Annotated in this window: 28 protein-coding genes; 15 read left to right on the top strand and 13 right to left on the bottom strand. The window is 72.1% G+C overall.

Going from position 1 to position 21,795, the window contains the following annotated elements; translation table 11 throughout:
* Positions 1-825, bottom strand: a complete 825-nt coding sequence (locus AC4BG9_RS15250) for a deoxyribonuclease IV (RefSeq protein WP_490571968.1) — start codon at positions 823-825, stop codon at positions 1-3.
* Positions 826-847: 22 nt separating this feature from the next.
* A complete protein-coding gene (locus tag AC4BG9_RS15245) occupies positions 848-1,846 on the bottom strand; it encodes a serine/threonine-protein kinase (protein ID WP_490571967.1) in 999 nt (332 codons plus the stop codon).
* 255 nt (positions 1,847-2,101) lie between these two features.
* Here AC4BG9_RS15245 and rpsF point away from each other — a divergent pair, with 255 nt between their 5' ends.
* The 4 genes from rpsF to rplI all read left to right on the top strand — a co-directional run bounded on the left by rpsF (position 2,102) and on the right by rplI (position 3,861).
* The gene (rpsF, locus tag AC4BG9_RS15240; RefSeq protein ID WP_490571966.1) at positions 2,102-2,392 is read left to right on the top strand and encodes a 30S ribosomal protein S6; all 291 of its coding nucleotides are present in this window, start codon (positions 2,102-2,104) and stop codon (positions 2,390-2,392) included.
* Positions 2,393-2,507: 115 nt separating this feature from the next.
* A complete protein-coding gene (locus AC4BG9_RS15235; protein WP_490571965.1) occupies positions 2,508-3,092 on the top strand; it encodes a single-stranded DNA-binding protein in 585 nt (194 codons plus the stop codon).
* Between the two features lie 71 nt (positions 3,093-3,163).
* Positions 3,164-3,400 carry a 30S ribosomal protein S18 gene (rpsR, locus tag AC4BG9_RS15230; protein ID WP_101525917.1) on the top strand — a complete coding sequence of 79 codons (237 nt, stop codon included), beginning with the start codon at positions 3,164-3,166 and terminating at the stop codon, positions 3,398-3,400.
* 14 nt (positions 3,401-3,414) lie between these two features.
* Positions 3,415-3,861: a 50S ribosomal protein L9 gene (rplI, locus tag AC4BG9_RS15225; protein WP_490571964.1), complete on the top strand. Its 447-nt coding sequence runs from the start codon at positions 3,415-3,417 to the stop codon at positions 3,859-3,861.
* Positions 3,862-3,967: 106 nt separating this feature from the next.
* Here rplI and AC4BG9_RS15220 read toward each other — a convergent pair whose 3' ends face one another.
* Positions 3,968-5,302 carry an MATE family efflux transporter gene (locus tag AC4BG9_RS15220; protein WP_490571963.1) on the bottom strand — a complete coding sequence of 445 codons (1,335 nt, stop codon included), beginning with the start codon at positions 5,300-5,302 and terminating at the stop codon, positions 3,968-3,970.
* Between the two features lie 447 nt (positions 5,303-5,749).
* On the opposite strand from AC4BG9_RS15220, the gene dnaB reads away from it, so the two are divergent.
* Positions 5,750-7,180: a replicative DNA helicase gene (gene dnaB / locus AC4BG9_RS15215; RefSeq protein WP_490571962.1), complete on the top strand. Its 1,431-nt coding sequence runs from the start codon at positions 5,750-5,752 to the stop codon at positions 7,178-7,180.
* Positions 7,181-7,636: 456 nt separating this feature from the next.
* A complete protein-coding gene (locus AC4BG9_RS15210) occupies positions 7,637-8,005 on the top strand; it encodes a hypothetical protein (protein ID WP_490571961.1) in 369 nt (122 codons plus the stop codon).
* Positions 8,006-8,154: 149 nt separating this feature from the next.
* On the opposite strand, the gene AC4BG9_RS15205 is transcribed toward AC4BG9_RS15210, so the two are convergent.
* The 4 genes from AC4BG9_RS15205 to AC4BG9_RS15190 all read right to left on the bottom strand — a co-directional run bounded on the left by AC4BG9_RS15205 (position 8,155) and on the right by AC4BG9_RS15190 (position 10,248).
* Positions 8,155-8,430: an ABC transporter permease gene (locus tag AC4BG9_RS15205; protein ID WP_490571960.1), complete on the bottom strand. Its 276-nt coding sequence runs from the start codon at positions 8,428-8,430 to the stop codon at positions 8,155-8,157.
* A 303-nt stretch (positions 8,431-8,733) separates the two neighbouring features.
* On the bottom strand, positions 8,734-9,114 hold the full coding sequence (locus tag AC4BG9_RS15200; RefSeq protein ID WP_490571959.1) for a VOC family protein: 381 nt from the start codon (positions 9,112-9,114) through the stop codon (positions 8,734-8,736).
* On the bottom strand, positions 9,011-9,514 hold the full coding sequence (locus AC4BG9_RS15195; RefSeq protein WP_490572110.1) for a hypothetical protein: 504 nt from the start codon (positions 9,512-9,514) through the stop codon (positions 9,011-9,013). The genes AC4BG9_RS15200 and AC4BG9_RS15195 overlap by 104 nt, the downstream gene beginning before the upstream one ends.
* Positions 9,515-9,570: 56 nt before the next feature.
* On the bottom strand, positions 9,571-10,248 hold the full coding sequence (locus tag AC4BG9_RS15190) for a winged helix-turn-helix transcriptional regulator (protein ID WP_490571958.1): 678 nt from the start codon (positions 10,246-10,248) through the stop codon (positions 9,571-9,573).
* Positions 10,249-10,408: 160 nt separating this feature from the next.
* Here AC4BG9_RS15190 and AC4BG9_RS15185 point away from each other — a divergent pair, with 160 nt between their 5' ends.
* Together AC4BG9_RS15185 and AC4BG9_RS15180 are read left to right on the top strand one after the other, a co-directional pair.
* Positions 10,409-11,257, top strand: a complete 849-nt coding sequence (locus AC4BG9_RS15185) for a class I SAM-dependent methyltransferase (RefSeq protein WP_490571957.1) — start codon at positions 10,409-10,411, stop codon at positions 11,255-11,257.
* Between the two features lie 329 nt (positions 11,258-11,586).
* The gene (locus tag AC4BG9_RS15180) at positions 11,587-12,159 is read left to right on the top strand and encodes a helix-turn-helix transcriptional regulator (RefSeq protein ID WP_490571956.1); all 573 of its coding nucleotides are present in this window, start codon (positions 11,587-11,589) and stop codon (positions 12,157-12,159) included.
* Between the two features lie 147 nt (positions 12,160-12,306).
* Here the strand turns inward: AC4BG9_RS15180 and AC4BG9_RS15175 are convergent, their stop codons facing one another.
* Together AC4BG9_RS15175 and AC4BG9_RS15170 are read right to left on the bottom strand one after the other, a co-directional pair.
* Positions 12,307-13,884: an amidase family protein gene (locus AC4BG9_RS15175; protein WP_490571955.1), complete on the bottom strand. Its 1,578-nt coding sequence runs from the start codon at positions 13,882-13,884 to the stop codon at positions 12,307-12,309.
* Positions 13,885-14,002: 118 nt separating this feature from the next.
* Positions 14,003-14,833, bottom strand: coding sequence for a class II glutamine amidotransferase (locus tag AC4BG9_RS15170; RefSeq protein ID WP_490571954.1), 831 nt, complete (start codon positions 14,831-14,833; stop codon positions 14,003-14,005).
* A 145-nt stretch (positions 14,834-14,978) separates the two neighbouring features.
* On the opposite strand from AC4BG9_RS15170, the gene AC4BG9_RS15165 reads away from it, so the two are divergent.
* Positions 14,979-15,275 (top strand): DUF4193 family protein, encoded by a 297-nt coding sequence (locus tag AC4BG9_RS15165; protein ID WP_490571953.1) that lies wholly within the window; start codon positions 14,979-14,981, stop codon positions 15,273-15,275.
* On the opposite strand, the gene AC4BG9_RS15160 is transcribed toward AC4BG9_RS15165, so the two are convergent.
* Both AC4BG9_RS15160 and AC4BG9_RS15155 read right to left on the bottom strand, forming a co-directional pair.
* Complete coding sequence (locus AC4BG9_RS15160) at positions 15,272-16,087, bottom strand: hypothetical protein (RefSeq protein WP_490571952.1); 816 nt, start codon at positions 16,085-16,087, stop codon at positions 15,272-15,274. The two genes, AC4BG9_RS15165 and AC4BG9_RS15160, sit on opposite strands and share 4 nt — an antisense overlap.
* Before the next feature lie 41 nt (positions 16,088-16,128).
* Positions 16,129-16,461, bottom strand: coding sequence for a hypothetical protein (locus tag AC4BG9_RS15155; protein ID WP_490571951.1), 333 nt, complete (start codon positions 16,459-16,461; stop codon positions 16,129-16,131).
* A 191-nt stretch (positions 16,462-16,652) separates the two neighbouring features.
* Here AC4BG9_RS15155 and AC4BG9_RS15150 point away from each other — a divergent pair, with 191 nt between their 5' ends.
* Positions 16,653-17,582 (top strand): DUF6910 family protein, encoded by a 930-nt coding sequence (locus AC4BG9_RS15150; protein WP_490571950.1) that lies wholly within the window; start codon positions 16,653-16,655, stop codon positions 17,580-17,582.
* A 22-nt stretch (positions 17,583-17,604) separates the two neighbouring features.
* Here the strand turns inward: AC4BG9_RS15150 and AC4BG9_RS15145 are convergent, their stop codons facing one another.
* Positions 17,605-18,117, bottom strand: a complete 513-nt coding sequence (locus AC4BG9_RS15145) for a GNAT family N-acetyltransferase (RefSeq protein ID WP_490571949.1) — start codon at positions 18,115-18,117, stop codon at positions 17,605-17,607.
* Entirely contained in the window at positions 18,114-18,512 is a 399-nt protein-coding gene (locus AC4BG9_RS15140) for a VOC family protein (RefSeq protein WP_490571948.1), read from the bottom strand. Before AC4BG9_RS15140 ends, AC4BG9_RS15145 begins: the two co-directional genes overlap by 4 nt.
* A 106-nt stretch (positions 18,513-18,618) precedes the next feature.
* Here AC4BG9_RS15140 and AC4BG9_RS15135 point away from each other — a divergent pair, with 106 nt between their 5' ends.
* The 5 genes from AC4BG9_RS15135 (at position 18,619) to AC4BG9_RS15115 (ending at position 21,791) form a co-directional block, all read left to right on the top strand.
* A complete protein-coding gene (locus AC4BG9_RS15135; protein WP_490571947.1) occupies positions 18,619-19,224 on the top strand; it encodes a GNAT family N-acetyltransferase in 606 nt (201 codons plus the stop codon).
* 10 nt (positions 19,225-19,234) lie between these two features.
* Positions 19,235-19,681 carry a hypothetical protein gene (locus AC4BG9_RS15130; RefSeq protein ID WP_490571946.1) on the top strand — a complete coding sequence of 149 codons (447 nt, stop codon included), beginning with the start codon at positions 19,235-19,237 and terminating at the stop codon, positions 19,679-19,681.
* Positions 19,682-19,740: 59 nt separating this feature from the next.
* Entirely contained in the window at positions 19,741-20,517 is a 777-nt protein-coding gene (gene heR / locus AC4BG9_RS15125; RefSeq protein WP_490571945.1) for a heliorhodopsin HeR, read from the top strand.
* A gap of 75 nt (positions 20,518-20,592) precedes the next feature.
* The gene (locus tag AC4BG9_RS15120; RefSeq protein ID WP_490571944.1) at positions 20,593-21,465 is read left to right on the top strand and encodes a sigma-70 family RNA polymerase sigma factor; all 873 of its coding nucleotides are present in this window, start codon (positions 20,593-20,595) and stop codon (positions 21,463-21,465) included.
* Positions 21,466-21,554: 89 nt separating this feature from the next.
* Positions 21,555-21,791: a hypothetical protein gene (locus tag AC4BG9_RS15115; protein ID WP_490571943.1), complete on the top strand. Its 237-nt coding sequence runs from the start codon at positions 21,555-21,557 to the stop codon at positions 21,789-21,791.
* The last annotated feature ends 4 nt before the right edge of the window (positions 21,792-21,795 follow it).

Here is a 21,795-nt window from a genome sequence, read left to right as displayed (position 1 = left end):
TCAGAGGCGCTCCCGGAGCCACGCGGCGTCGGCCACGTGCTGGTCGGCCCCGCCGGGCGTCTCCAGGACGACGGGCGCGCCGGCGTCGCGGACCACCGCGGCGAGCAGGTCGGGGTCGACCCGGCCCGCACCCAGGTTGGCGTGCCGGTCGGCGCCGGAGTCGAAGTCGTCGCGGCTGTCGTTGCAGTGGACCAGGTCGATGCGGCCGGTGATCGCGAGCACGTCGGCCACCACGGTCTCCAGCGCGTTGCCCCCGGCGTGGGCGTGACAGGTGTCGAGGCAGAAGCCGACCCGGTCGGCGCCCTCGGTGCCGTCCAGGGCGGCCCACACCCCGGCGATCCGGTCCAGGTAGCGGGTCATCGCGTTGTCGCCGCCGGCGGTGTTCTCGATCAGCAGGGGCACCTTGAGGTCGCTGGCGGCGACGGCCTTGCGCCAGTTGTCGAAGCCCACCGCCGGGTCGTCGGCCTTGTTGACGTGGCCGCCGTGCACGATCAGGCCCTTGGCGCCGATCTCGGCGGCGGCGTCCAGGTGCTTCTGGAGCAGCTTGCGGCTCGGGATGCGAATCCGGTTGTTCGTGGTGGCGACGTTGATGATGTAGGGCGCGTGCACGTAGAGGTCGACCCCGGCGTCCTCGGCCGCCTCGCGCAGCGCCGCCGCCCCGCCCGGGTAGGCGATCTCGGGGCCCTGGTAGCCCTGGGGGTCGCCCAGGAAGAACTGCACCAGGCCCATGCCGCGGGCCTCGGCCTCGCCGACCGGGTCCCGCTGGTCGACGTGGGCGCCGACCTTCGGGAGGGGGGAACCGGGTGTGCTGCTCGCGCTGCTCATGCCGGCGAGTCTAGGAAGTGGCTCAGCCGCCGGCCAGCCGGGCGATCAGCAGCAGGCAGGCGACGGTGACGGCGGTGGAGACGACGATCACCAGGGCGGGCACCACCGCGAGCGCGAGCGGACCGAGCCGGGCCGCCACCCGGAGCCCGGGGAGGGTTCCGCCGAGGACGCCGGAGCCGGCGAGCGCCCGGGTGTCGGGCGCGGGGCCGAGCCGGGGCCGCACCCAGTGCCCCTCGGGAGGGGGCACGGCGAGTCGTCGCAGCACCGCCAGGGCCGCGTGGGCGTCGGCCGCCCGGTGCTGGGGGGAGTCGGCGAGCAGCAGCTCGAGCAGCGGCCGGAGCCGGGTCGCCGGCATCGGGGCGCCCCGGACCGGCCGCTGCCCGGTGAGGAGGTGGAGCCCGAGCATGCCCACGGCGTACAGGTCCTGGCGCGGGTCCGGCGGCGCCCCGGCCGCCTGCTCGGGCGCCATGTAGCCGGCGGTGCCGACGGCCGACGGCGAGGTGGTGAGCCGCTCGCCCGCCAGGGTGACCGCGACGCCGAAGTCGGCCAGCCGGACGTGCAGCCGGCCGTCCTCGTGGGGCTCGAGGAGCAGGTTGGCCGGCTTCACGTCGCGGTGCACGATGCCCGCGGCGTGCACCGCGCCCAGCGCCAGCAGCGTCTGCTCCAGGACACCGGCCACCAGCGGCTCGGGCAACCGCCCGTGCTCGGCGAGCAGGTCGGCCACCGAGCCGCCGGTGACCAGGTCCATGGTCAGCAGCACCACGTCGCCCTCGGCCGCCCACCCGGTGGGCGCCACCACGTGGGGGTGGCGCAGCCGGATCGCCTGCTCCCGCATGAAGCGGGCCAGCAGTGCCCCGGAGTGGTGGCCGAGCACCTTGGCCGCCACCAGGCGCCCGTCGTGCAGGTCGCGGGCTCGCCAGACCGAGCCCATGCCCCCGGCCCCGATCTGGTCGAGCAGCCGGTAGCGACCGGCGACCAGACGGGTCGGCGCCTCGGACGGGGGGCCCGTGGGGGGAGTCACCCCCCGACGTTAGGGGCCGTCGCCGACCCTCCGGCACCACCATCCACAGGTCGGCCACCGGTCCTCCGCCACGATTCTGCCGGGGCTCCCGCCGGCTGTTAGCCTTGGCCGGTTGTCGGTGCGCCCTCCTCAGTGGGAGACGTGCACCGCGGCCGCGACCCGGGCCCGTCATCGACGGATCCGGCGTCGTGAACGCAAGCCCTCCTGCCACGGAGAGTCCGTGGCCGCCCGAGTCCAGAGGAGGTGGAGACCGCTTTGCGTGCATATGAAGTGATGGTCATCCTCGACCCCAGCCTTGAAGAGCGCACCATCGAGCCGTCGCTCGACAAGTACCTCAACGTCATCCGTAACGACGGTGGCACCGTGGAGAACGTCGACGTCTGGGGACGTCGTCGTCTCGCCTACGAGATCCAGAAGAACGCCGAGGGCATCTACGCCGTCATCTCGATCCAGGCCGAGCCGGCCACGGTCAAGGAGTTCGACCGCCAGCTCACCCTCAACGAGTCCATCCTGCGCACCAAGGTCATCAAGCCCGGCAAGCGCTGACCGGACGGCCCGACCCCCTGGGGAGAGGCCTACCGGTCTGTCGGCGCCTTCGGCAACGATGACACCGGCAGACATTCGCACCACATCACCGATGGATCAATGAGGGAGTCCTGACATGGCAGGCGAGACCGTCATCACCGTGGTCGGCAACCTGGTCGACGACCCGGAGCTGCGCTTCACCCCCTCGGGGGCACCCGTGGCCAACTTCCGGATCGCGTCCACACCGCGGACCTTCGACAAGAACTCCAACGAGTGGAAGGACGGCGACGCGCTGTTCCTCTCCTGCTCGATCTGGCGTCAGGCGGCGGAGAACGTCGCCGAGTCCCTCCAGAAGGGGATGCGCGTCGTGGTGCAGGGGCGGCTCAAGTCCCGGCAGTACGAGACCCGCGAGGGTGAGAAGCGCACCGTCTTCGAGATCGACGTCGAGGAGATCGGTCCGTCGCTGAAGTACGCGACCGCCAAGGTCACGCGCACCACCCGTCAGGGTGGCGGCGGCGGTGGCTTCCAGGGCGGTGGCGGCGGTGGCGGCTACTCCGGTGGCGGCTCCTCCCAGGCCGACGACCCGTGGAGCACCCCGGCTCCGTCGCAGCCCGCACAGGGTGGCGGCGGGTACGGCGCCCCGCAGGGTGGCGGCCAGGGTGGCGGCCAGTCCGACCCGTGGGGCGCTCCCGGGGTCGGCTCGGACGAGCCCCCCTTCTGATCCATCCCATCCGAATACACCTCAACCATTCCGGCCTTGATCGGCCGGGCTTCTAGAAAGGAAGCACCACAATGGCCAAGGCAGTGATTCGCAAGCCCAAGAAGAAGGTTTGCCAGTTCTGCAAGGAGAAGGCGACCGGTGTCGACTACAAGGACACCACGCTGCTCCGCAAGTTCATCTCCGACCGCGGCAAGATCCGTGCCCGCCGCGTGACCGGCAACTGCGTCCAGCACCAGCGCGACGTCGCCATGGCGGTCAAGAACGCCCGCGAGGTCGCTCTGCTGCCCTACACGTCCACCGGTCGCTGAAGGGAGACGGAGACATGAAGCTCATCCTGACCCAGGAGGTCGACGGCCTCGGTGCCCCCGGCGACGTGGTCGAGGTCAAGGACGGCTACGGCCGCAACTACCTCGTGCCCCGTGGCGAGGCCATCCGCTGGACCCGCGGTGGCGAGAAGACCATCGAGTCCATCAAGTCCGCCCGCGCCTCGCGCGCGGTGCGCGACCACGCCCACGCGGTGGAGCTCAAGGGCAAGCTCGAGGGCCAGTCCGTCCAGCTCAAGGTGCGTTCCGGTGAGGGCGGTCGCCTCTTCGGCGCCGTCACCCCGGCCGACATCGCCGACGCCCTGTCGGCCACCTCCGGCGAGACCGTCGACAAGCGGACGCTGGTGCTCGGCAACCCGATCAAGGCCCTCGGCACCCACGAGGTCTCGGTCAAGCTGCACGACGAGGTCTCGGCCAAGGTGACGCTCAACGTCATCCCCGCCTGACCTTCGCACGGCACCGCCGCGACCCGGTCGCGGCGCACGTTCCGGCCCGCTCGTCCCTCACGGGGCGGGCGGGCCGGAGTCGTCCGTGGGACGGTGCGTCGCGCCCCTAGGCGCGGGCGCCGGTGACCATCCAGGCCTCACCCCGGGCGCGGTGCACCAGGACGATCCCGCGGCTGCCCATGAAGACGGTCACGAAGGCGACCCAGACCCAGATCAGCCCGCCGCCCGACCAGGCGACGACCAGCGCGACGGGCGCGAAGGCGACCAGGGTGACCAGCCCGGCCCGAGCCAGGTAGTTGCCGTCGCCGGCGCCGATCAGCACGCCGTCCAGGACGAAGACGACGCCGGCCAGCGGCTGGCCGAGCGCGATCACCAGCAGCACCGGCACCAGCAGCTCGCGCACGGCGGAGTCGGGGGTGAACAGAGCCCCGAGCCAGGGGCTCGCCGCGGCGATCAGCAGGCCGGTCACCACGCCCGACCAGACCCCCCAGGCGATCATCCGCCGGGTGAGGCTGCGCACCAGCGCCACGTCGCCGGCCCCGAGGGCGCGTCCGGTGAGCGCCTGGGCGGCGATCGCGACGGCGTCCAGGACGAAGGCGAGGAAGGTCCACAGGGTCAGCGCGATCTGGTGGGTGGCGACCTCGGCGGCGCCTTCGTCGCCGGTGACGCCCATGGCGACCGAGTAGGTCAGGACCAGCAGCGAGGCGCGCAGCGTCAGGGTGCGGATCACCAGCCCGACGGCGGCGTGGGCCGCCGCCCGGATGCCGGCGGCGTCCGGGGTCAGGGGTGAGCCCTCGCGCCGGGCCGCCCGGACGACGACGGCGACCAGGATCGCGGCGGAGCCCGCCTGGGCCACCACCGAGCCCAGCGCGGCACCCTCGATGCCCAGGGCCGGCACCGGCCCCGCCCCGAAGACCAGCAGCAGGTTGAGCGCCACGTTGAGCCCGTTGCCGGCCACGGCGACGAGGAGGGGGGTGCGGGTGTCCTGGAGCCCGCGCAGCACCCCGGTCGCGGCGAGCATCAGCAGCAGGGGGGTGACCCCGAGGAGGGCGATGCGCAGATAGTCCTCGGCGAAGCCGCCCACCTCGGTGGAGACGCCGAACGCCGCGACCAGGGGGCCGGTCAGGGCGACCCCGGCGACGGTGGCCCCGACCCCGATCAGGACCGCCAGCCAGAGACCGTCGATCCCCTGGGCCAGGGCGGTGCGCAGGTCGCCGGCGCCCAGGTGCCGGGCGACGCTGGCCGTGGTGCCGTAGGCCAGGAAGACGCAGAGCCCGACGACCGTCTGCAGCACCACCCCGGCGATCCCGAGGCCGGCGAGCTCGCGGGTGCCGAGGTGCCCGACGATGGCGGAGTCACTGAGCAGGTAGAGCGGCTCGGCGACCAGCGCGAAGAACGCGGGGACCGCGAGGCGGAGGATCTCGCGGTCGGTGGTGCGCACCACGCGAGTGTAATGGTCAGTGCCTGCGTCTGATCACTACGCGTGACGCATGTGACACCTGTGGACATCCGTGGGATATCACACCCCGTCGGGGCCGCTCAGCAACTTGTCGACAAAGCAACCAGCGGGTTTCACATGTCGGGCAGGCCCGGAAAGTTTACTTGTCCCCAACTTTTATCCACAGGCTGAGCACGACGTTTGTGCAGGTCAGACGGCGTGTTGGAGAAGTTGTGGACATGTTTTCCACACAGCACCCCCCGGGTGGTGCACAGATCTTGGGGATTCCTGCACCACCAGCCCCCAGTTATGCACATGACCTGTGGATAACGGGCTGTGCGGATGCGGGCTCCGGCACGTACCGTCACGCACGGACGCAGGAGTGTCGGAGGGTCTTCCTACCGTGATCACTACCGCGAGAACCAGTCACACGCCCTCCCGGAGGCCCCCTTGAGCATCGCCGAGCACGACACGGTCGGGCCGAGCGAGCCGCCGTACGGCGACGGCTACGAGCAGTGGGGCGACGGCCCGGCGGCCTACGCGCCGGGCGAGGCGCCGCGCCGGGAGGGTGACCGGACCCCGCCCCAGGACAACGCCGCCGAGCAGAGCGTGCTGGGCTCGATGCTGCTCTCCAAGGACGCCATCGCCGACGTCTCCGAGGCGGTCCGCGGGATCGACTTCTACCGACCCGCCCACGAGCTGATCCACGACGCGATCATCGACCTCTACGGTCGCGGCGAGCCGGCCGACCCGGTCACGGTCGCCGCCGAGCTCCACCGTCGCGGCGAGCTGCAGCGGGTGGGCGGCGCTCCCTACCTCCACACCCTGTCGGCCAACGTGCCGATCGCGGCCAACGCCGGTTACTACGCCGAGATCGTCCGGGAGAAGGCGATCCTGCGCCGCCTCGTGGAGGCCGGCACCAAGATCGTGCAGATCGGCTACGCCGGCGAGGGTCAGGTCGACGACGTGGTCGACCAGGCCCAGGCGGAGGTCTACAAGATCACCGACAAGCGGGCCAAGGAGGACTACGCGCCGCTCAGCGACATCATGAACGGCGTCCTCGACGAGATCGAGGCGATCTCCAACCGGGAGGCGGGGCTCTACGGCGTCCCGACCGGCTTCGCCGACCTCGACGAGCTGACCAACGGCCTGCACTCGGGCCAGATGATCATCGTCGCGGCTCGCCCCGCCATGGGGAAGTCGACGCTGGCTCTCGACTTCTGCCGCGCGGCGTCTATCCACAACAACATGGCCTCGGTCTTCTTCAGCCTGGAGATGACGCGCTCGGAGATCGTGATGCGTCTGCTCTCGGCGGAGGCCAAGATCGCGCTCAACCACATCCGCAACGGCAACATGCAGGAAGAGGACTGGGACAAGCTCGCCAAGAAGATGGGCGAGGTCTCGGCGGCGCCGATGTACATCGACGACTCGCCCAACATGACGATGATGGAGATCCGGGCCAAGGCCCGGCGGCTCAAGCAGAAGCACGACCTGCGCCTGATCGTCATCGACTACATGCAGCTCATGTCGTCGGGCAAGAAGGTCGAGTCCCGCCAGCTCGAGGTCTCGGAGTTCTCCCGCCAGATCAAGCTGCTCGCCAAGGAGCTCGAGGTCCCGATCATCGCCCTCTCCCAGCTCAACCGTGGTCCCGAGCAGCGAGGCGACAAGAAGCCGATGATGAGCGACCTGCGTGAGTCCGGCTCCCTGGAGCAGGACGCCGACATGGTGATCCTGCTGCACCGCGAGGACGTCTACGAGAAGGAGTCGACCCGCCCCGGCGAGGCCGACCTGATCATCGCCAAGCACCGCAACGGGCCGACCCGAGACATCACGGTGGCCTTCCAGGGTCACTACTCGCGGTTCGTCGACATGGCGCACTGACCCCGTTGCTTGCCGACGATGACCGAGTTTGCAGTGGAACCTTCCAATTTGCAGTCGATGCACATTGCTCAGGTTCCTGATCGCAATCTCGTCACTCGTGCGGGGGAAGTTGCGTCGTATCGAGGTCGCAACCTGTCGAGGATCGGGCGGCCAGTCGCTGGAGAGGCCAGCCTTCGGAGGTCTTGCAGGTTGCCGAGTCCACGGTCCAGGGCTCGTAGCGAAGAGCCGGTGCGCCGGTGCTGGGACGAGGGTGGCGCCATGCGCAAGCGTCACCCGTGCGTCGGTGCTTCATGGGACGATGGACTTCCGTCTGTGGTCTGTGGGAACTGAGGAGGAGGTCGCCCCGTGGCTGGTGATGCTTCTTGGTCCCATGCCAACAAGGACCCGAATCATGACGGCGCTTCCGCGTAAGAAGACCTACTGCAAGGACATCGTCGTCCGGTGAAGGGAGGGTCCATGCCACCCCTCGATGATGAAGCTAGCGCGGCGCTAGTAGGTGATGAGGCGGCGCTGTGGGCATCTTTTTTGGAGGTCTTAGGTAGACACGGCTCGGTTAGCCTAGACAGCGCTGGCAGACCTGTGTTTCGCGCCGCTCACGAGTCGGCAACTCGTACGTTTTGCCTCTCCGCCCATGAGTTGCGCGAGCACTTCGTCATTGACATCGAACGACAGCGCTCGAATCACGCAGACCCCCTGCGGGTGGATGTGCTACCCGCATGGTTCATCGACGAGCTGAATGAGTTTGTCGGCTCGTACGAGGAGCCGTTCGAGTTCGAGCACGTGCGTCTCACGCCTGATGGATTCGAGCCTGTCCTGCAGTGTTGAGTCGCGAACAGGACCGAACGGGTTCGAGAGTCGTCCCGTTGCAGCTTGGGCGATCGTCGGCATTGCTGCCGGCGATCGGCGAATCTGCAAGGAAGCGGCTGAATCTCCAACTCTTGCGCCAGACCCCAGCGCAACGCAGCTGGGGTGCGTCAGGACGTGCGGTCCCAGCGGAAAAGCACTGTGCTGAGCGTGCCGAAGATCGCGGCAGTGGCGGCCAGGAAGGCCACTGATGCCAGCGGCCAAGCCTCTGCGTGCCACGAAGCGTCTACCAGTTCGACGACGTGGTGGACGGGCGAGAGCTTCATCACCGTCTGGATGCCCGCTGGCATCACCTGGGTGGGGATCAACGCTCCCGACGTCGTCATCAGCAGGAGCATGAGTCCGTTGCCGATGCCGAGCAGCAGCGTCAGGAGTGCTCCGGCCATGCCGAGGACGAAGTGGACGGTGAGGTCGGCGGCGACGTGTCCAAGCCTTGGAGCTGGTTGAGCAGGGTGGTGGTCGGCGACGGGTGTGAGTGGCTGGCCACCAGCACCGTTGCTTTCGACCTCGTGTTCGCGGACACGTGGCCCGGCGACGCTCGCCGACCTCGTCTCACCGAGCTGCTCGCGCAGGCCACGCGCAACTCCGACTAGAGAGGGACCGCACGCGGCGATGACTGGTGTCGGCGTTCAGCTCCGCCTGCGGGAGCGTACGCCCGGCACTCGGCGGGCGCTCGGACAGACTCCTCGTCACGGCACGGCGTCTGCCGTAGAGACCACCCGGGAGCTTGCCGTCCGCTGGTGGCTCAGGTCGACGACGCAGAACAGATTCCCCTCGGGGTCGGCCAGGACGACGAAGTCGGCGTCCTCGGGGTAGTCCCAGTCGACTCGCTCGGCACCCAGCGCGACCAACCGGTCCACCTCTGCCCGTTGCTCGGCCTCGTCGTCGACCCACAGGTCCAGATGGGTCCGGTCGTCCTCGTCGAGGTGCAACCGCGGACCCGTCCCGGTCTCGGGGGCCAGGAACTCAGGGTTGTGCGGCTGGCTCGTGTATCCCAGGGCTCCGGACCAGAAGGCGCCTGCGCGACCGGCCTCCGACACGTTCAGCACAAGCGCTCCGATTCTCACCATGTCCGTCACCGTGGCACGCCGTGTTCGGACAGGCAACGCCTGACCGGCCCTCCGGCGCGCCCGTGAGCTCGACCGTCGGGGAGTTCGCCATCGTGATGAAGTCGGCGGTCGGCGAGTTGTCGTCCTCGGCGTCACCCGGCACGTAGGTCTTCGGCGTCGGGGAGACCTGGTTGAGCACCGGCGGCTCCAACTCCTCCCAGATCGGGTAGTTGAACTGGTCGATCCGCACCCTCAGGCCGGCGTCACGCAGCGTCGAGACGACGTGGTCGATCGACTCCTGGTAGCCGGGGGAGAACACCTCGCGGGTGTCGTCGTTGAGCGACGCGATCCGTTGGAGGGCAACCGTGCCGGACGAGACGGCCGCCGCAGCGAGCAGGGCCGAGGTCGCGCCTGCTGCCACCAGCTTGGATCGCAGCGTTCATGGCTTCCCCTTCGGGGCTGGCGACGACGCGATGCTCACCTCGGCCTCGGTACGCCGGCCAGCTGCATCTGGCCGAGCCACAGAGCCACGTCGCGTCTCGCGGAGGACGAGCCCTGCACCCGCACCTCCCCGCTCCGCAGCACGTCACCCCACTGCCGGTCCCCGCGCCACACCTCGGTCATGGTGCGCAGCGGGGTCTCGATCCCGGCGGTCACCTCGAAGCCTGGGTCGTAGTCGCAGACGTCCGCCTCGGCGCCGCTGACGCAGAGCCACCAGCGCGCGACCTTGGGGGGCACGTCGGTGAAGCAGAAGGCCAGCACCGTGCGGCCCCGCGGCCACTGGTCCAGGGCCACAGTCCGGCGGATGTCCCACATCAGCAGGTGGGGGTCCAGGTCCTGGTCGCCGAGGCCGCCGATCCACCGCACTCCCCAGGCGCCCAGCGCTTCCACGACCGGGCGCAGCTCCTCGCCGCTGGCGGTCAGCCGGTAGCTGCTGCGACCGGCCTCGTCGCCGACGCGCTCCACCACCCCGACCCGTTCCAGCGTGCGCAGCCGCTTGGAGAGCAGGGCCGGGGACATCTTCGGGTTCCCCCGGCGCAGCTCGTTGAAGTGCACGCTCCCCGCGAGCAGCTCGCGGACCACGAGCAGGGTCCAGCGCTCGTCGAGGACCTCCATGGCCTTGGCCACGGGGCAGAACTGACCGTACGACGTCATCTGGCCTCCCGCGCTGGAGCGCCCCACCCCTCCAGTAGACCGCCGCCAGGGCCTGAGCACCAGTACCGATCCTGAACCGCGGGTGGTTCACATCTGGCACTGGAGCCGGGGGCGCGGCCAGGGACACGCTGAGGGTCACGTCCCACCCCGAGGAGCAGAGATGACCGACCAGACCACCACAGACCGCAGCACCACCACCGCGCCCGACGACCTCAAGGCCCGGCACCGGGCGATGTGGGCGCTCGGCGACTATCCCTCCGTGGCCACCGAGGTGATCGCCGAGCTCGGCGAGACCCTGGTGCGCGCCACGGGGATCACCGGAGGTGACCGGGTGCTCGACATCGCGGCCGGCTCGGGGAACGCCGCGCTGCCCGCCGCCCGGACGGGTGCCCGCGTGGTCGCCAGCGACCTCACCCCCGAGCTGCTCGAGGCCGGCCGGCGCGAGGCCGACGCGCAGGGGCTCGAGGTCACCTGGGAGGTGGCCGACGCCGAGGCGCTTCCCTACCGCGACGGCGAGTTCGACGCGGCGCTCTCGTGCGTCGGCATCATGTTCGCCCCGTTCCACGAGCGAAGTGCCGCGGAGCTCCTCCGCGTGGTCCGGCCCGGTGGCCGGATCGGCCTGGTCTCCTGGACGCCCGAGGGGTTCATCGGGCAGATGTTCGCGGCCATGAAGCCCTACGCCCCGCCGCCGCCGCCCGGCGCCACCCCGCCGCCCCGCTGGGGGGACGAGACGCACGTGCGAAGCCTGCTCGGCGATCGCGTCACCGACGTCGAAGCCGGCCGGGAGCAGCTGGTGGTCGACGCCTTCGCCACTGCCGAGGGGTTCCGGGAGTTCTTCAAGGAGAGGTACGGCCCGACCATCGCGGTCTACCGCGGCATCGCCGACGAGCCCGACAAGGTCGCCGCCCTCGACGAGGCGCTCGCCGAGCTCGCGCGCGCCCACGAGCGCCCCGACCACACGATGCGGTGGGAGTACCTGCTGCTCACCGCGCGCAGGAGCGGCGACTGAGCGACCCGCCCAGCGGTGCGCGGCCGGGCTGGTCCACCTGGGCGCGCATGCGCTGGGGGGCCGCGGCGTACGCCGCCAAGGCCGCCTCCGTGGCCCAACCCGGCCATGACGGGGCAGTGGAGCGGGTGGTGTCCTGGCAGCTCGAGTCCTGTGCAGCCTGGTGGTGGCGTTGCGCTGAGCCGGGCGCAGGACGCTGACCTGCGGAAACGGGCGCGCTACGAGGAGTAGCGCGCCCGTTCGGTGCTGGCGGGCCAGGTCGGGGGCTGCGGAGGGTTACGGTCGGAACGGCCCCGGGGGAGGGCTCGGCCGACAGCGACGACAGGAGCGAGATGACCCTCGGGCAGAAGATCCGGGCCGGACGGACCGCATCCGGTCTGACGCAGCAGGAGCTGGCGCAGAGGCTGAACGTCTCGCGCCAGGCGGTGACCAAGTGGGAGGCCGACCGCGGCATCCCCGACGTGGTGAACCTCCAGGCGCTCGCCGGGCTGTTCGGCACCAGCGTCGACGACCTCCTGCGCGACGACCTGCTCACCGGGCCGGGCACGGTGACTGAGCAGATCGACGCCCGCTCCTACCCGGTGGTCAAGCCGGCACGGCACCGCTTCGACGCGGCGGTGCGCGCCGCGTTCCCGGACGCCGAGGTGGTGCAGCCGCTGATCCGCACCAAGCGGCTGCGCGGCTGGCGGTTCTGGCTCGACCTGCTCGGGCAGCCGGGCCTCATCGGCGCCTACGAGGAACTCTCCGACTTCGCCGGCTTCTACCTCGTCGAGCAGCGGCACCAGCAGCTGCTGGTGCGGGTCACCGACACCACGCTCACCCGCCGCCCGCTGGAGGAGCCGTTCACCGGACGTCGGCTGGTGCTGGGCGACGACGTCCTGCGCCGGGCGCCCTACCGCCTCTGAGGGGGCTGGGCACCCGCGTGGCAGGACCGTCAACGGCTCGAAGCGCCTCTCGCCACTCGGCGACCGGATGCGTCAGTCTCCGGTGGGGCAGGTCACCATCCGCGGGCGAGGCCTGACGGCCGACGACCAGGTCAGCTCAGCACGCCGTCACCGCCACCAGCTCGCGGGGATCGGCGGCGTCAGGGCCGGGAGCTTCCGGGCCGGGACGGCCTGCTCGTAGGCGTAGGCGTAGCCCAGGAGCTTCGGCTCGCTGAACGCCTCGGCCATGAACGCCAGGCCCGCGGAGATGCCGCCGGTGGTGACCCCGCCGGGGACCAGCATGTCGGGGTAGCCGGAGAACGCCGACAGGTCGCTGCCGCCGGCCGTCGGGCGGACCAGCGCGTCGAGGTCGTTGTCCTCGAGCAGCTTGTCGAGCGCCGCCCGCATCTGGGCCGGCGCGGTCTGCGCCGCCGCCACGTAGGCCGGGTCGTCCAGGCCGCCGCGCTGGGTCTCGCTGCTGAGCCGGCTGAGGACCTCGGGGGCGATCCCGAACCCCGGCTGGGAGCTGGCCTCGAAGACGTCCTGGTGGGAGGCCACCGACGCGCCCGGCCGCGTGGAGGTGAGGTACTGCCCCAGCTCGCTCTTGAACTCGGTCTCCGAGATCAGGGTGTAGTACTGCGCCCGCAGCCCCAGCGCCTCCGCCGGGACGGCCAGGTCGTCGACCACCGTGGCGCCCAGGCGACGCATCGTCGCGACCGCCGAGTCCATCATCGGGTCCGTGGCGTCGGTGACGTAGTTGCGCAGCACGCCGATCCGCGCCCCCTTGAAGGAGCTCTTGCGCAGGTAGGCGGTGTAGTCCCGCGGGATCTTGCCGCGGCTGGCCCGGGTGGCGGGGTCCCCGGCGTCGTAGCCGGCCAGCGTGTTGAGGGTGAGCGCGGTGTCGGTGACCGTGCGGGTCATCGGGCCCGCCGCGTCGAAGGTGGAGGAGAAGGGCACGACACCGGCCCGGCTCACCAGCCCCATCGTGGGCCGCAGCCCGGCGAGCGACTCGGCGTCGACCGGCCCCCGGATGGACCCCAGGGTGTCGCTGCCGATCGAGATCACGGCGAAGTTGGCCGCGATGGCCGCCGCCGGCCCGCCGGAGGACCCCGACGTCGAGCGGGACAGGTCGTAGGGGTTGAGTGTCTGGCCGCCGGCCGAGCTGTAGCCGGCTCGGCCGCCGTGGGCCCACTCGTCCAGGTTGCCCTTGCCGAGGATCAGGGCGCCGTCCTCGCGGAACTTGCGGGTGATGGTCGCCTCCCGGACGGGCAGGGCGTCGACCAGCGTCCTGGACCCGGCCGTGGTCGGCATGTCGGTGGTGTCGATGTTGTCCTTGAGGACCACCGGGATGCAGTGCAGCGGCCCGACCTTGCCCCTGGCCCGCTGGTACTTCGCGTCCAGGGCACGCGCCTGCGCCTTGGCGTCGACGGCGACCGTGATCAGCGAGTTGATCGCCGGGCCCTGGTTCTCGTAGGCCTGGATCCGCGTCAGGTAGCCGTCGATCAGCTGGGCGCAGGTGAGCTGGCCGGACCGGAACGCCTGGTGGATCGAGGCGACGGTCGCCTCTTCGAGCACGAAGGACCCCGGCCGTGGGCCGTGACCCTGACCAGGGCCCGGGCCGTGGGCGACGCCCACGGTCGGGACGGCGACGAGGGTGGCCGAGGCGGCGAGCATCGCCGCGCCGGCCAGAAGCTTCCGAGACTGCATGTGGTCCTCCTTGACGAGGCGCATCCCGACTGCCGCCGGGAGCTGGAGGCTTTACCTTGTGGCGCGTGAGTGCGCCGCCGGTTAGCAGCGCGTGACGCGCGCGTTAAGCCTCCGGCGCTCAGGGGGCGAGCGGCCCGAACGGGCGCTCCTCGACCTCGAGCCCGCGTACGACGACGCGGGTCGCCTCGGGGATCTCCCGCCAGGCGCCGGCCAGGTCGTCGAGGGGCTCGGAGACCACGAGCCGGGACTCCGGGGACAGGTCGTGCAGCGCCGGGTGGTCGGGGTGCTGGTGCCGGAGCGTGTCGACGTCGATGCTGTGGAACAGCGACCTCGACCTCCCGCCGCTGGCGTAGCGGAACGCCCAGGTGGTCTCGCCGTCGGTGGTGGCCACCGTCATTGCCACCGGGTGCTCCACACCGCGCCGCCGTCCGGTCTGCTCGATCAGGCCGACCGCCCGGGCCACCGCCGCGGGCGGGTCGTCCTCCAGCCCCAAGGTCAGGGCCAGGAAGAAGAAGAGCTCGGTGTCGGTGGAGCCCGCGATGAACGGGAACAACGCGGGGTCGACGGCCAGCATCAGGTCGCGCTTGAGCAGCCCGAACCCGGCGAGGGCGCCGTTGTGCATCCACAGCCACCGGCCGTGGCTGAAGGGGTGGCAGTTGGTCTGCTGCACCGGGGAGCCGCTGGTCGCCCGGACGTGGGCGAAGATCCGCGACGAGCGCACCTGCGCCGAGATCTCGCGCAGGTTCAGGTCGTTCCAGGCGGGCTCGGTGCTGCGGTAGCGCCCCGGCGTCCCGCGGTCGCCGTACCAGCCGATGCCGAAGCCGTCGCCGTTGAGCGACTCCTCACCCAGCCGGGCGTGCCTGCTCTGCACCACCAGCGAGTTGGCGGGCTTGAAGAGCAGGTCCTCGACCAGCAGCGGCGACCCGGAGTAGGCGAGCCAACGACACATCCGGCACTCCTCTCCTGCCCCTCTCGGCACAGTAGGCCCAGGTCGGAGCCTCTGGCCAGGGCCTGTCGGGTCCGGGTTGTCGCCCCGTTGCACGCCGCAGCCGTCTGCGGGGCTACGATCCGGCCTCCGACCCTGAAAGGACCACATGGCCACCGACTACGACGCATCACGCAAGACCGAAGAGGAGCAGAAGGAGGAGAGCCTGGAGGCGCGACGCCTCACTGCGGGCGAGCAGGACAAGTCCTCCGGCAAGGTCGACGAGGACGAGGCGGAGGCCGCCGAGTCCTACGAGCTGCCGGGCGCGGACCTCTCCCACGAGACGCTCTCCATCGAGGTCACCCCGATGCAGGCGGACGAGTTCACCTGCTCCGGCTGCTACCTGGTCCAGCACGGCTCGCGCCGCTCGTCCCCGGACTCGCAGCTCTGCGGCGACTGCGCCTAGCCCCGCCGCCACCAGGGCCGCCGCGGCGGCGGCGCGATCCGGTGGCCGAGGGCGACCCGCAGCGTCCGTAGGACGGTGTCGTCGCCCTCGACCCGGGGGGAGGGGCCGGCGTGCCCCTCGAGCCAGCGCAGCAGCAGGTCGGCGGGGGCCGTCAGCGTGAGCGCCGGCGGCGCCGCCGTCCCCGGGGCGACGGCGCCGCTGGCGCCCCCGGCGCCCCCGGTGCTCCTGTCGTCATGGAGACCGAAGCGGACCCACCACGACCTGCCCGTGTCCTCGGCCACGAGGTGAGCGGGCGCGGGCTGCCACGCGACGTCGGCCTCGGGTTCGCCCCAGTGCGCCAGGGCACGGTCCACGCAGTCCGACGCGACGTCGGGGTGCAGGGCAGGTGCCGGGGTGCCGCGCGCCTCGCCGGCGGCGGTGGCGACGCTGATCGACTCGTGGGCGAGCAGCCGCGCCACGTCGTGGGAGGTGCCGGGCCGCCCGAAGTAGTCGAGCCCCTGGTCGGGGCCGACGTCGATGAGCAGGCGGACCAGCCGGTCCCGCTCCCGGCCGATCGCGGCCAGGACGTCGCCGTAGCCGGCCGGGGGTTCGACCTGCTGGTAGGCGCGCCAGTCGGACTCCGGGTGGCTCAGGAGCCACGCCCAGATCTCCAGCGTCGCCAGGTGCTCCCGGGCGAAGCCGTGGGCCGCGTCCCCCGACGGCGGCACCGTCGCGTCCGGCGCCAGCCCGCCGAGGGCGTCGAGGGCGGCACGCCCGTGCCGGTCGAGCAGGTCGAGGTACTGGGCGTGCGTGAGCAGGTGGGACGCGGTCACGCGACGACCCTAGGTGGAGGTGCCGGGCGCACGGGCGCTCCCTACCCGTCGGAACCGCGGTCCGGCGTCTGCGCCGCGCCCTCGCGCCGTTCGTGGAGCCGCTGCTGGGCGGCGGCCAGGTAGGCGAGGCAGGGTGCCTCCGCGTCCGGGTGCTTCTCGGTGAGGTGGAAGACCCAGCGGTCCATCGCGGCCATGAACCCGTTGTCCTCGCCGGGACGATAGGTGGACCAGGGGCGCCCGGCCTTGGCGACGCACGCCGAGCAGCTGATCTTGTAGACGAACTGCTTGTCCGCGCCGACGTCGATCTTCACCCGCGCCAGCGGGCCCGCCTCGACGGCGGCCTTGCGCTCCCGGGCGGATCGGCTCGCCGGCATGGTGCACCTCTTCGTCTGCTGGTCAGGCCCAGGAGCCTACGTCGGCGGCCGCGGGTGGGCCCACGCACCTCAGTCGCCGCTCCGGTCCAGTCCACCCGGTGGGCCAGCAGATCTCCTACGCGAGCTGTTCCACGAGGAGCGCGTCGAGGCGGAGGGCAGCGGCCCCATCTCCTGAGTGGGACGCTGGACCCATGAGGGTCGAGGTGGCGCGCGTCGAGCAGTTGAGGTTCGCCGACGGCAGCCCGGTGCGCGCCGCCTCCGCCGTGACCGCCTGGGGCGACGGCTTCCTGGTGGCGCAGGACGACGCGACCCACGCCGCCTGGTTCGCGGGTGGCCTCGACGGTGCGGACGCCGTACCGGTCCGGCTGCTCCCGGCCACCGGCGGGCACGAGGTCTTCGGCACCGGCTCGGGCACCAAGCACCTCAAGCCCGACCTCGAGGCCGCCTGCGAGGTCCCGCTCGCGGACGGCCCCGGGGTGCTGCTCCTCGGGTCGGGGTCGTCCCCGGCCCGGATGCGCTGGTCGTGGCTGCGACCCGGCGGCCGGCCCACCGGGGAGGCGGTGGAGATGACCGCCCTCTACGCCGTCGTCGCCGAGACCCTCGGCGTCGACCCGGGCGCGCTCAACCTGGAGGGCGCTCACGTGGTGGCCGGCGACAGGCTGCGCTGGTACCAGCGCGGCCTCCCCTCGGCGGGCGTGCCGTCGGCCAGCGTCGACCTCGCCCTGGTCCCGCTGCTCGAGGCGGTTCAGGGGCGGGCTCGACCCGACGAGGTGCCCGTCTCCCACCCGCACCTCTACCGGCTGGGCGACGTGGCTGACGTGGCACTGGCGATCACCGACGCGCTGCTCCTCCCCGACGGCACGATCCTGGTCTCCGCCGCCGCCGAGGACAGCCCCACCGTCCAGGACGACGGCCCGGTGGTCGGCTCGGCCCTGGCGCTCCTCGACGGTCCCGCCACCAGCGCGCTGGCGCCCCTGCCGGCGGTCCACGGGTCTGTCGCCAAGGTGGAGGGGCTGATGCTGCTGGAGGCCCGCCCGCACGGGGCCCGGCTGCTCGCCGTGGCCGACGCCGACGACCCGGAGACCCCCTCGCTCGCCCTGGTGCTCGACCTCGCGACCTGAGGCTCCGGCCGCGCCGCCGGCGTCAGAGGGCGATCCAGTACCGCCGCTTCCCCTCCCTCACGTCCTCCAGCACGCCGCCGTTGCCCTCGATGGTGCGCGCGGAGGCCACGTTCTCCTCGTCGCAGGTGACCAGCACCCGGGAGAGGCCGAGCTCGCGGGCCCGCACCACCCCGAGCGCCAGGGCCCGGTGGGCGTGGCCGCGCCGCCGCCGCGACGGCCTGATGCTGTAGCCGATGTGACCGCCGACCTGCAGCAGCCGGTCGGTGAGCGCGTGCCGGACCGCCAGGAAGCCCACCACCTCGGGGCCCTCGCTCACCCAGTAGTAGTCCGAGCGCACCCGGCCCTCAGGCAGCGACGCCGACGGGTCGGCCTCGCGTGTGATCGCCGCGAGCAGGGTGTCGAACGACGTGCGGTCGGGTCCGAAGCCGGGCACCAGCCAGTCGCCCGACCCGTGCCGTGGGCCGTCGCCGAAGTCGCGCACGCACGCCGCCCAGGCGTCGTACCGGTCGGGTGAGGGCAGCGAGAGCGACGTCACGACTCGGCAGCGAGCTCGCCCTCGGAGCGCAGCACGCAGAACTCGTTGCCCTCGGGGTCGGCGAAGACCACCCAGCCGCTGCCCGGCCCGTAGTGGCCCCGCAGGTCGGCAACCTCGGTCGCCCCGAGCGCGCGCAGTCGCTCCACCTCCTCGTCGCGGGTGCCCTGCCGGGGCCGCAGGTCGAGGTGGGCCCGGTTCTTCACGCTCTTCTCCTCCGGCACCTCGATGAAGAGGATCGAGTGGCCGGTCCGCGGGTCGCGGATCATGCACTCGTCGTGGCCGGGCAGGTTGGGGTCGCCGTCGCCGTCGACGTAGTCCAGGACCGGCTTCCACCACTCGGAGAGCTCGTAGGCGTTGCGGCAGTCGAAGGAGGTGTGGGAGACGAAGCAGCTCATCCCCGCACTCTGCCCCGCGGCACCGGGATCGGTCCACCGAGCCGTCACGCACCGGCGTCCCCCGCCCCGGGCGCCTGCGAGGAAGCGCGCCGGGCAGGATGGGCCGGTGAGCAACGTGCAGCCCGCCCCCGACGGCCGGCGACCGGTGGCCGTGGTCCGGCCCCGCCGACCCGCCGACCTCCCGCTGCTGGGCGAGGCGCTGCTCGCCCAGCAGCCCCGCACCCGCTACCCGTTCCGCAACCCGTTGCCGGTGCCGACCGAGCAGTTCCTGCACGGCCACGACGCGGCGGCCGCGTGGACCGCCGAGCTCGAGGGCCGCCCCGTCGGGCACGCCTGCTGGACCGGGCCGGCCCACGGCCCCGGGGACGCCGGGGAGATCAACACCGCGGCCGCCCGCGCCCACGGCAGCCCGACCGACCGGCTGGCCTGGGTCCGCTCGCTCTTCGTGGCGGAGGAGGCCCGGGGGCTGGGGGTGGGCCGCCTCCTGCTGGAGACGGTGGTCGCCGACATCCTCGCTCGCGACCTGCACCCCTGCCTGGAGGTGCTGCCGGTGCACGAGGCGGCCGTCGCGATGTACGCCGCCGCAGGATGGCGGGAGGTGCACCGGACCCGGCCCGCGTGGCTGCGCGCCGTGGCGGGCAGCGAGGGCATCGAGGTCTGCGTGCTGGTGCTGGCCGGGTCTCGCGGCGAGGCCCTCGCCGGTCGCCACTAGGGTCTCCGGCATGGCCGTGCGCTACGACTGGTTCCTCGCCCCCGACGACGCGACCGCCGCGGGGGCGCTGGCACCGGGCGCGTCGGCGTACCGGACCGTGGCCGACACCCGGGTCGATCCGGTCGCCCAGGGCGGCACGCTCGAGGCCCTGCTCACCGGCCGCCCGTCGGCCCAGATCGCCGCGGACCCGCGCTGGGGTGCCCGGTTGGCGGAGCGGGACGGCGGGGAGCGCCAGGTGCTCACCGTCACCGACGGGCTGGTCGACGCCCTCGCCGGCGCCGACGCCGACCAGCTCGCCGCGGCGGTGGGCCCGTGGTCGCGGACCGAGGAGTTCGGCGGCGCCGTCGAGCCGGAGACGCTCCGGGTCCAGCTCCACCTGCTCGCCTCCCTCGCCAGGGCGGCGCGACAGGACGGCGGCTCGCTCTACTGCCGGGTGCAGCTCCCGCGGGTCCCGTGACCGACGAGGGCGTGGACGAGCCCTGACTCCCGGGGCCCCGCACCCGGCATGATGGCGGGATGACGACCTCGGGAACTACTGCGAGCGGCGTGGACGAGCGCAGCCTGCGCTCCCTGCGCGGCTGGAACCTCGCACTCACCGTCCTCCACCTCGCGCAGGCGGCGGCGGTGGTCTGGCTGGCGACGGACTTCGCCATCCCCGTCACCGAGTCGCTGCCGGCCGGGCCGCCGGGGACGCCGTCGGAGTCCCCCGAGGCGCTCCTCGACCTGCCGATCGGTCCGGCGGTGGCCGCCTTCCTCGCCCTCGCCGCGGTCGACCACCTGCTCACCGCGACGGTCCTCCGGCGCACCTACGAGGGCGACCTGCGGGGCGGGATCAACCGCTTCCGGTGGGTGGAGTACTCGTTCAGCGCCACCCTGATGGTGGTGCTCATCGCGCTCTACACGGGGATCGACGGGATCAGCGCCCTGATCGGCATCGCCGGCGCCAACGTCTCGATGATCCTCTTCGGCTGGCTCCAGGAGTCGGCCAACCCGCCGGGCAGGGAGCGGCTGACGATGAAGCCGTTCTGGTTCGGCTGCGTCGCGGGCGCCACGCCCTGGGTGGCGATCGCGTACAACGTGGTGGCGGCCGACGAGGTCCCGGGCTTCGTGATCGGGATCTTCGTCTCCCTCTTCGTCTTCTTCAACAGCTTCGCGCTCAACCAGTGGCTGCAGTACCGAGAGGTCGGTCCCTGGCGCAGCTACGCGTTCGGGGAGAAGGCCTACCTCGTGCTCAGCCTGGTCGCGAAGTCGGCCCTGGCGTGGCAGATCTTCGGCGGCTCCCTCGCCGGCTGAGCGACGCCTCCGCGCGGTCACGTCCGGCCCCGCTGTCGCGTCAGGAAGGTGGGCCCGACCGAGGAGGAGCGTGGGATGACGACGCAGGAGTTCGAGACCGAGCGGCCGCGGTTGGTGACGCTGGCCAGCCGAGTGCTGGGCGACGCCGACGAGGCGCAGGACGTCGTGCAGCAGGCCTGGCTCCGACTGGACGCCACCGCGCGGCGGGCGGCCGCCGGGGACCCCGGCCAGCCCGGTGGGGCGCCGATCGACAACCTGCCCGCCTGGCTGACCACGGTCACCACCCGCCTGTGCCTGGACCGGCTGCGGGCCCGCACCCCTGTCCCCGTCGACGACCTCGCCGTGGAGGCGCTCGCACCCGACCCGGCCGACGAGGTGGCGATGGCCGACACCGTCGGTGCCGCGCTCCAGGTCGTCCTGGAGCGGCTCAGCCCGGCCGAGCGGGTCGCCTTCGTCCTCCACGACACCTTCGGCTTCGAGTTCGCCACGATCGCCTCGGTGCTCGACACCACGCCCGCCGCGGCCCGCAAGCTGGCCTCCCGGGCCCGCGCCAAGGTGCGGCAGCCCGCGCCCGAGGACGCGCTCGCCCACTGGCAGGTGGTGGACGCCTTCATGGCGGCCGCGCGGGAGGCGCAGTTCGAGCGCCTGCTCCAGCTGCTCGCCCCCGACATCGAGGTGACCGCCGACGACGCGGCGCTGCTCGCGGGCACCCCGCAGCGGATCGAGGGCGCGCAGCAGGTCGCGGAGTTCTTCAACGGCAGCGCGCACGCGGCCCTCCCGGTCCTCCTCGACGACCGACCGGGTGCCGCGTGGTTCCACCGCGGCGAGGCGCGGGTGCTCTTCGACTTCGTCGTCGAGCACGGCGCCGTACGCCGGATCACCTTCCGCGCCGACCCCGCCGTCCTCGCCCGCGTGGTCCGCCGCGAGGGGGCCGGACCGCGCAGCTGAGCGGCAGCCCGGTCACACCCGGGCGACGCCACTCGTCAACAAGGCAGAGAGAGATCGACACCAGCCCGACACCAGGAGGAAGAGTCACCATGAAGACCATGACCTGCCGTCAGCTCGGCGGCCCCTGCGACCTCGCCCACCGTGGCGAGAGCGCCGACGACGTGATCAACGCCCAGGACCAGCACCTCAAGGAGGCGGAGAAGGCCGGCGACGCCAGCCACCAGCCGGCCCGCGACGAGATGAAGGGGCGCTGGCGTCACCCGAAGAAGTCGCTGGGCTGGTACCGCGACATGAAGCAGTCCTTCGCCGACCTGCCGGCCGACTGAGGAG

The sequence above is a fragment of the Nocardioides sp. Z40_12 genome, assembly GCF_058215795.1.
The sequence above is the reverse complement of the archived record's forward strand: the minus strand, read 5'-3'. Positions and strand labels throughout refer to the sequence as shown.

Bases quoted from the DNA above. Each gene is read 5' to 3' on its own strand.
- AC4BG9_RS15130 (WP_490571946.1), top strand. From the start codon at position 19,235: ATGGCCGTGCGCTACGACTGGTTCCTCGCCCCCGACGACGCGACCGCC.
- AC4BG9_RS15190 (WP_490571958.1), bottom strand. From the start codon at position 10,248: ATGACGTCGTACGGTCAGTTCTGCCCCGTGGCCAAGGCCATGGAGGTC.
- AC4BG9_RS15205 (WP_490571960.1), bottom strand. From the start codon at position 8,430: ATGGCCGGAGCACTCCTGACGCTGCTGCTCGGCATCGGCAACGGACTC.
- rplI (WP_490571964.1), top strand. From the start codon at position 3,415: ATGAAGCTCATCCTGACCCAGGAGGTCGACGGCCTCGGTGCCCCCGGC.
- heR (WP_490571945.1), top strand. From the start codon at position 19,741: ATGACGACCTCGGGAACTACTGCGAGCGGCGTGGACGAGCGCAGCCTG.
- AC4BG9_RS15155 (WP_490571951.1), bottom strand. From the start codon at position 16,461: ATGCCGGCGAGCCGATCCGCCCGGGAGCGCAAGGCCGCCGTCGAGGCG.
- AC4BG9_RS15115 (WP_490571943.1), top strand. From the start codon at position 21,555: ATGAAGACCATGACCTGCCGTCAGCTCGGCGGCCCCTGCGACCTCGCC.
- AC4BG9_RS15120 (WP_490571944.1), top strand. From the start codon at position 20,593: ATGACGACGCAGGAGTTCGAGACCGAGCGGCCGCGGTTGGTGACGCTG.
- rpsR (WP_101525917.1), top strand. From the start codon at position 3,164: ATGGCCAAGGCAGTGATTCGCAAGCCCAAGAAGAAGGTTTGCCAGTTC.
- AC4BG9_RS15150 (WP_490571950.1), top strand. From the start codon at position 16,653: ATGAGGGTCGAGGTGGCGCGCGTCGAGCAGTTGAGGTTCGCCGACGGC.
- AC4BG9_RS15235 (WP_490571965.1), top strand. From the start codon at position 2,508: ATGGCAGGCGAGACCGTCATCACCGTGGTCGGCAACCTGGTCGACGAC.
- AC4BG9_RS15185 (WP_490571957.1), top strand. From the start codon at position 10,409: ATGACCGACCAGACCACCACAGACCGCAGCACCACCACCGCGCCCGAC.
- AC4BG9_RS15180 (WP_490571956.1), top strand. From the start codon at position 11,587: ATGACCCTCGGGCAGAAGATCCGGGCCGGACGGACCGCATCCGGTCTG.
- AC4BG9_RS15175 (WP_490571955.1), bottom strand. From the start codon at position 13,884: ATGCAGTCTCGGAAGCTTCTGGCCGGCGCGGCGATGCTCGCCGCCTCG.
- AC4BG9_RS15170 (WP_490571954.1), bottom strand. From the start codon at position 14,833: ATGTGTCGTTGGCTCGCCTACTCCGGGTCGCCGCTGCTGGTCGAGGAC.
- AC4BG9_RS15250 (WP_490571968.1), bottom strand. From the start codon at position 825: ATGAGCAGCGCGAGCAGCACACCCGGTTCCCCCCTCCCGAAGGTCGGC.
- AC4BG9_RS15140 (WP_490571948.1), bottom strand. From the start codon at position 18,512: ATGAGCTGCTTCGTCTCCCACACCTCCTTCGACTGCCGCAACGCCTAC.
- AC4BG9_RS15200 (WP_490571959.1), bottom strand. From the start codon at position 9,114: ATGGTGAGAATCGGAGCGCTTGTGCTGAACGTGTCGGAGGCCGGTCGC.
- AC4BG9_RS15210 (WP_490571961.1), top strand. From the start codon at position 7,637: ATGCCACCCCTCGATGATGAAGCTAGCGCGGCGCTAGTAGGTGATGAG.
- AC4BG9_RS15165 (WP_490571953.1), top strand. From the start codon at position 14,979: ATGGCCACCGACTACGACGCATCACGCAAGACCGAAGAGGAGCAGAAG.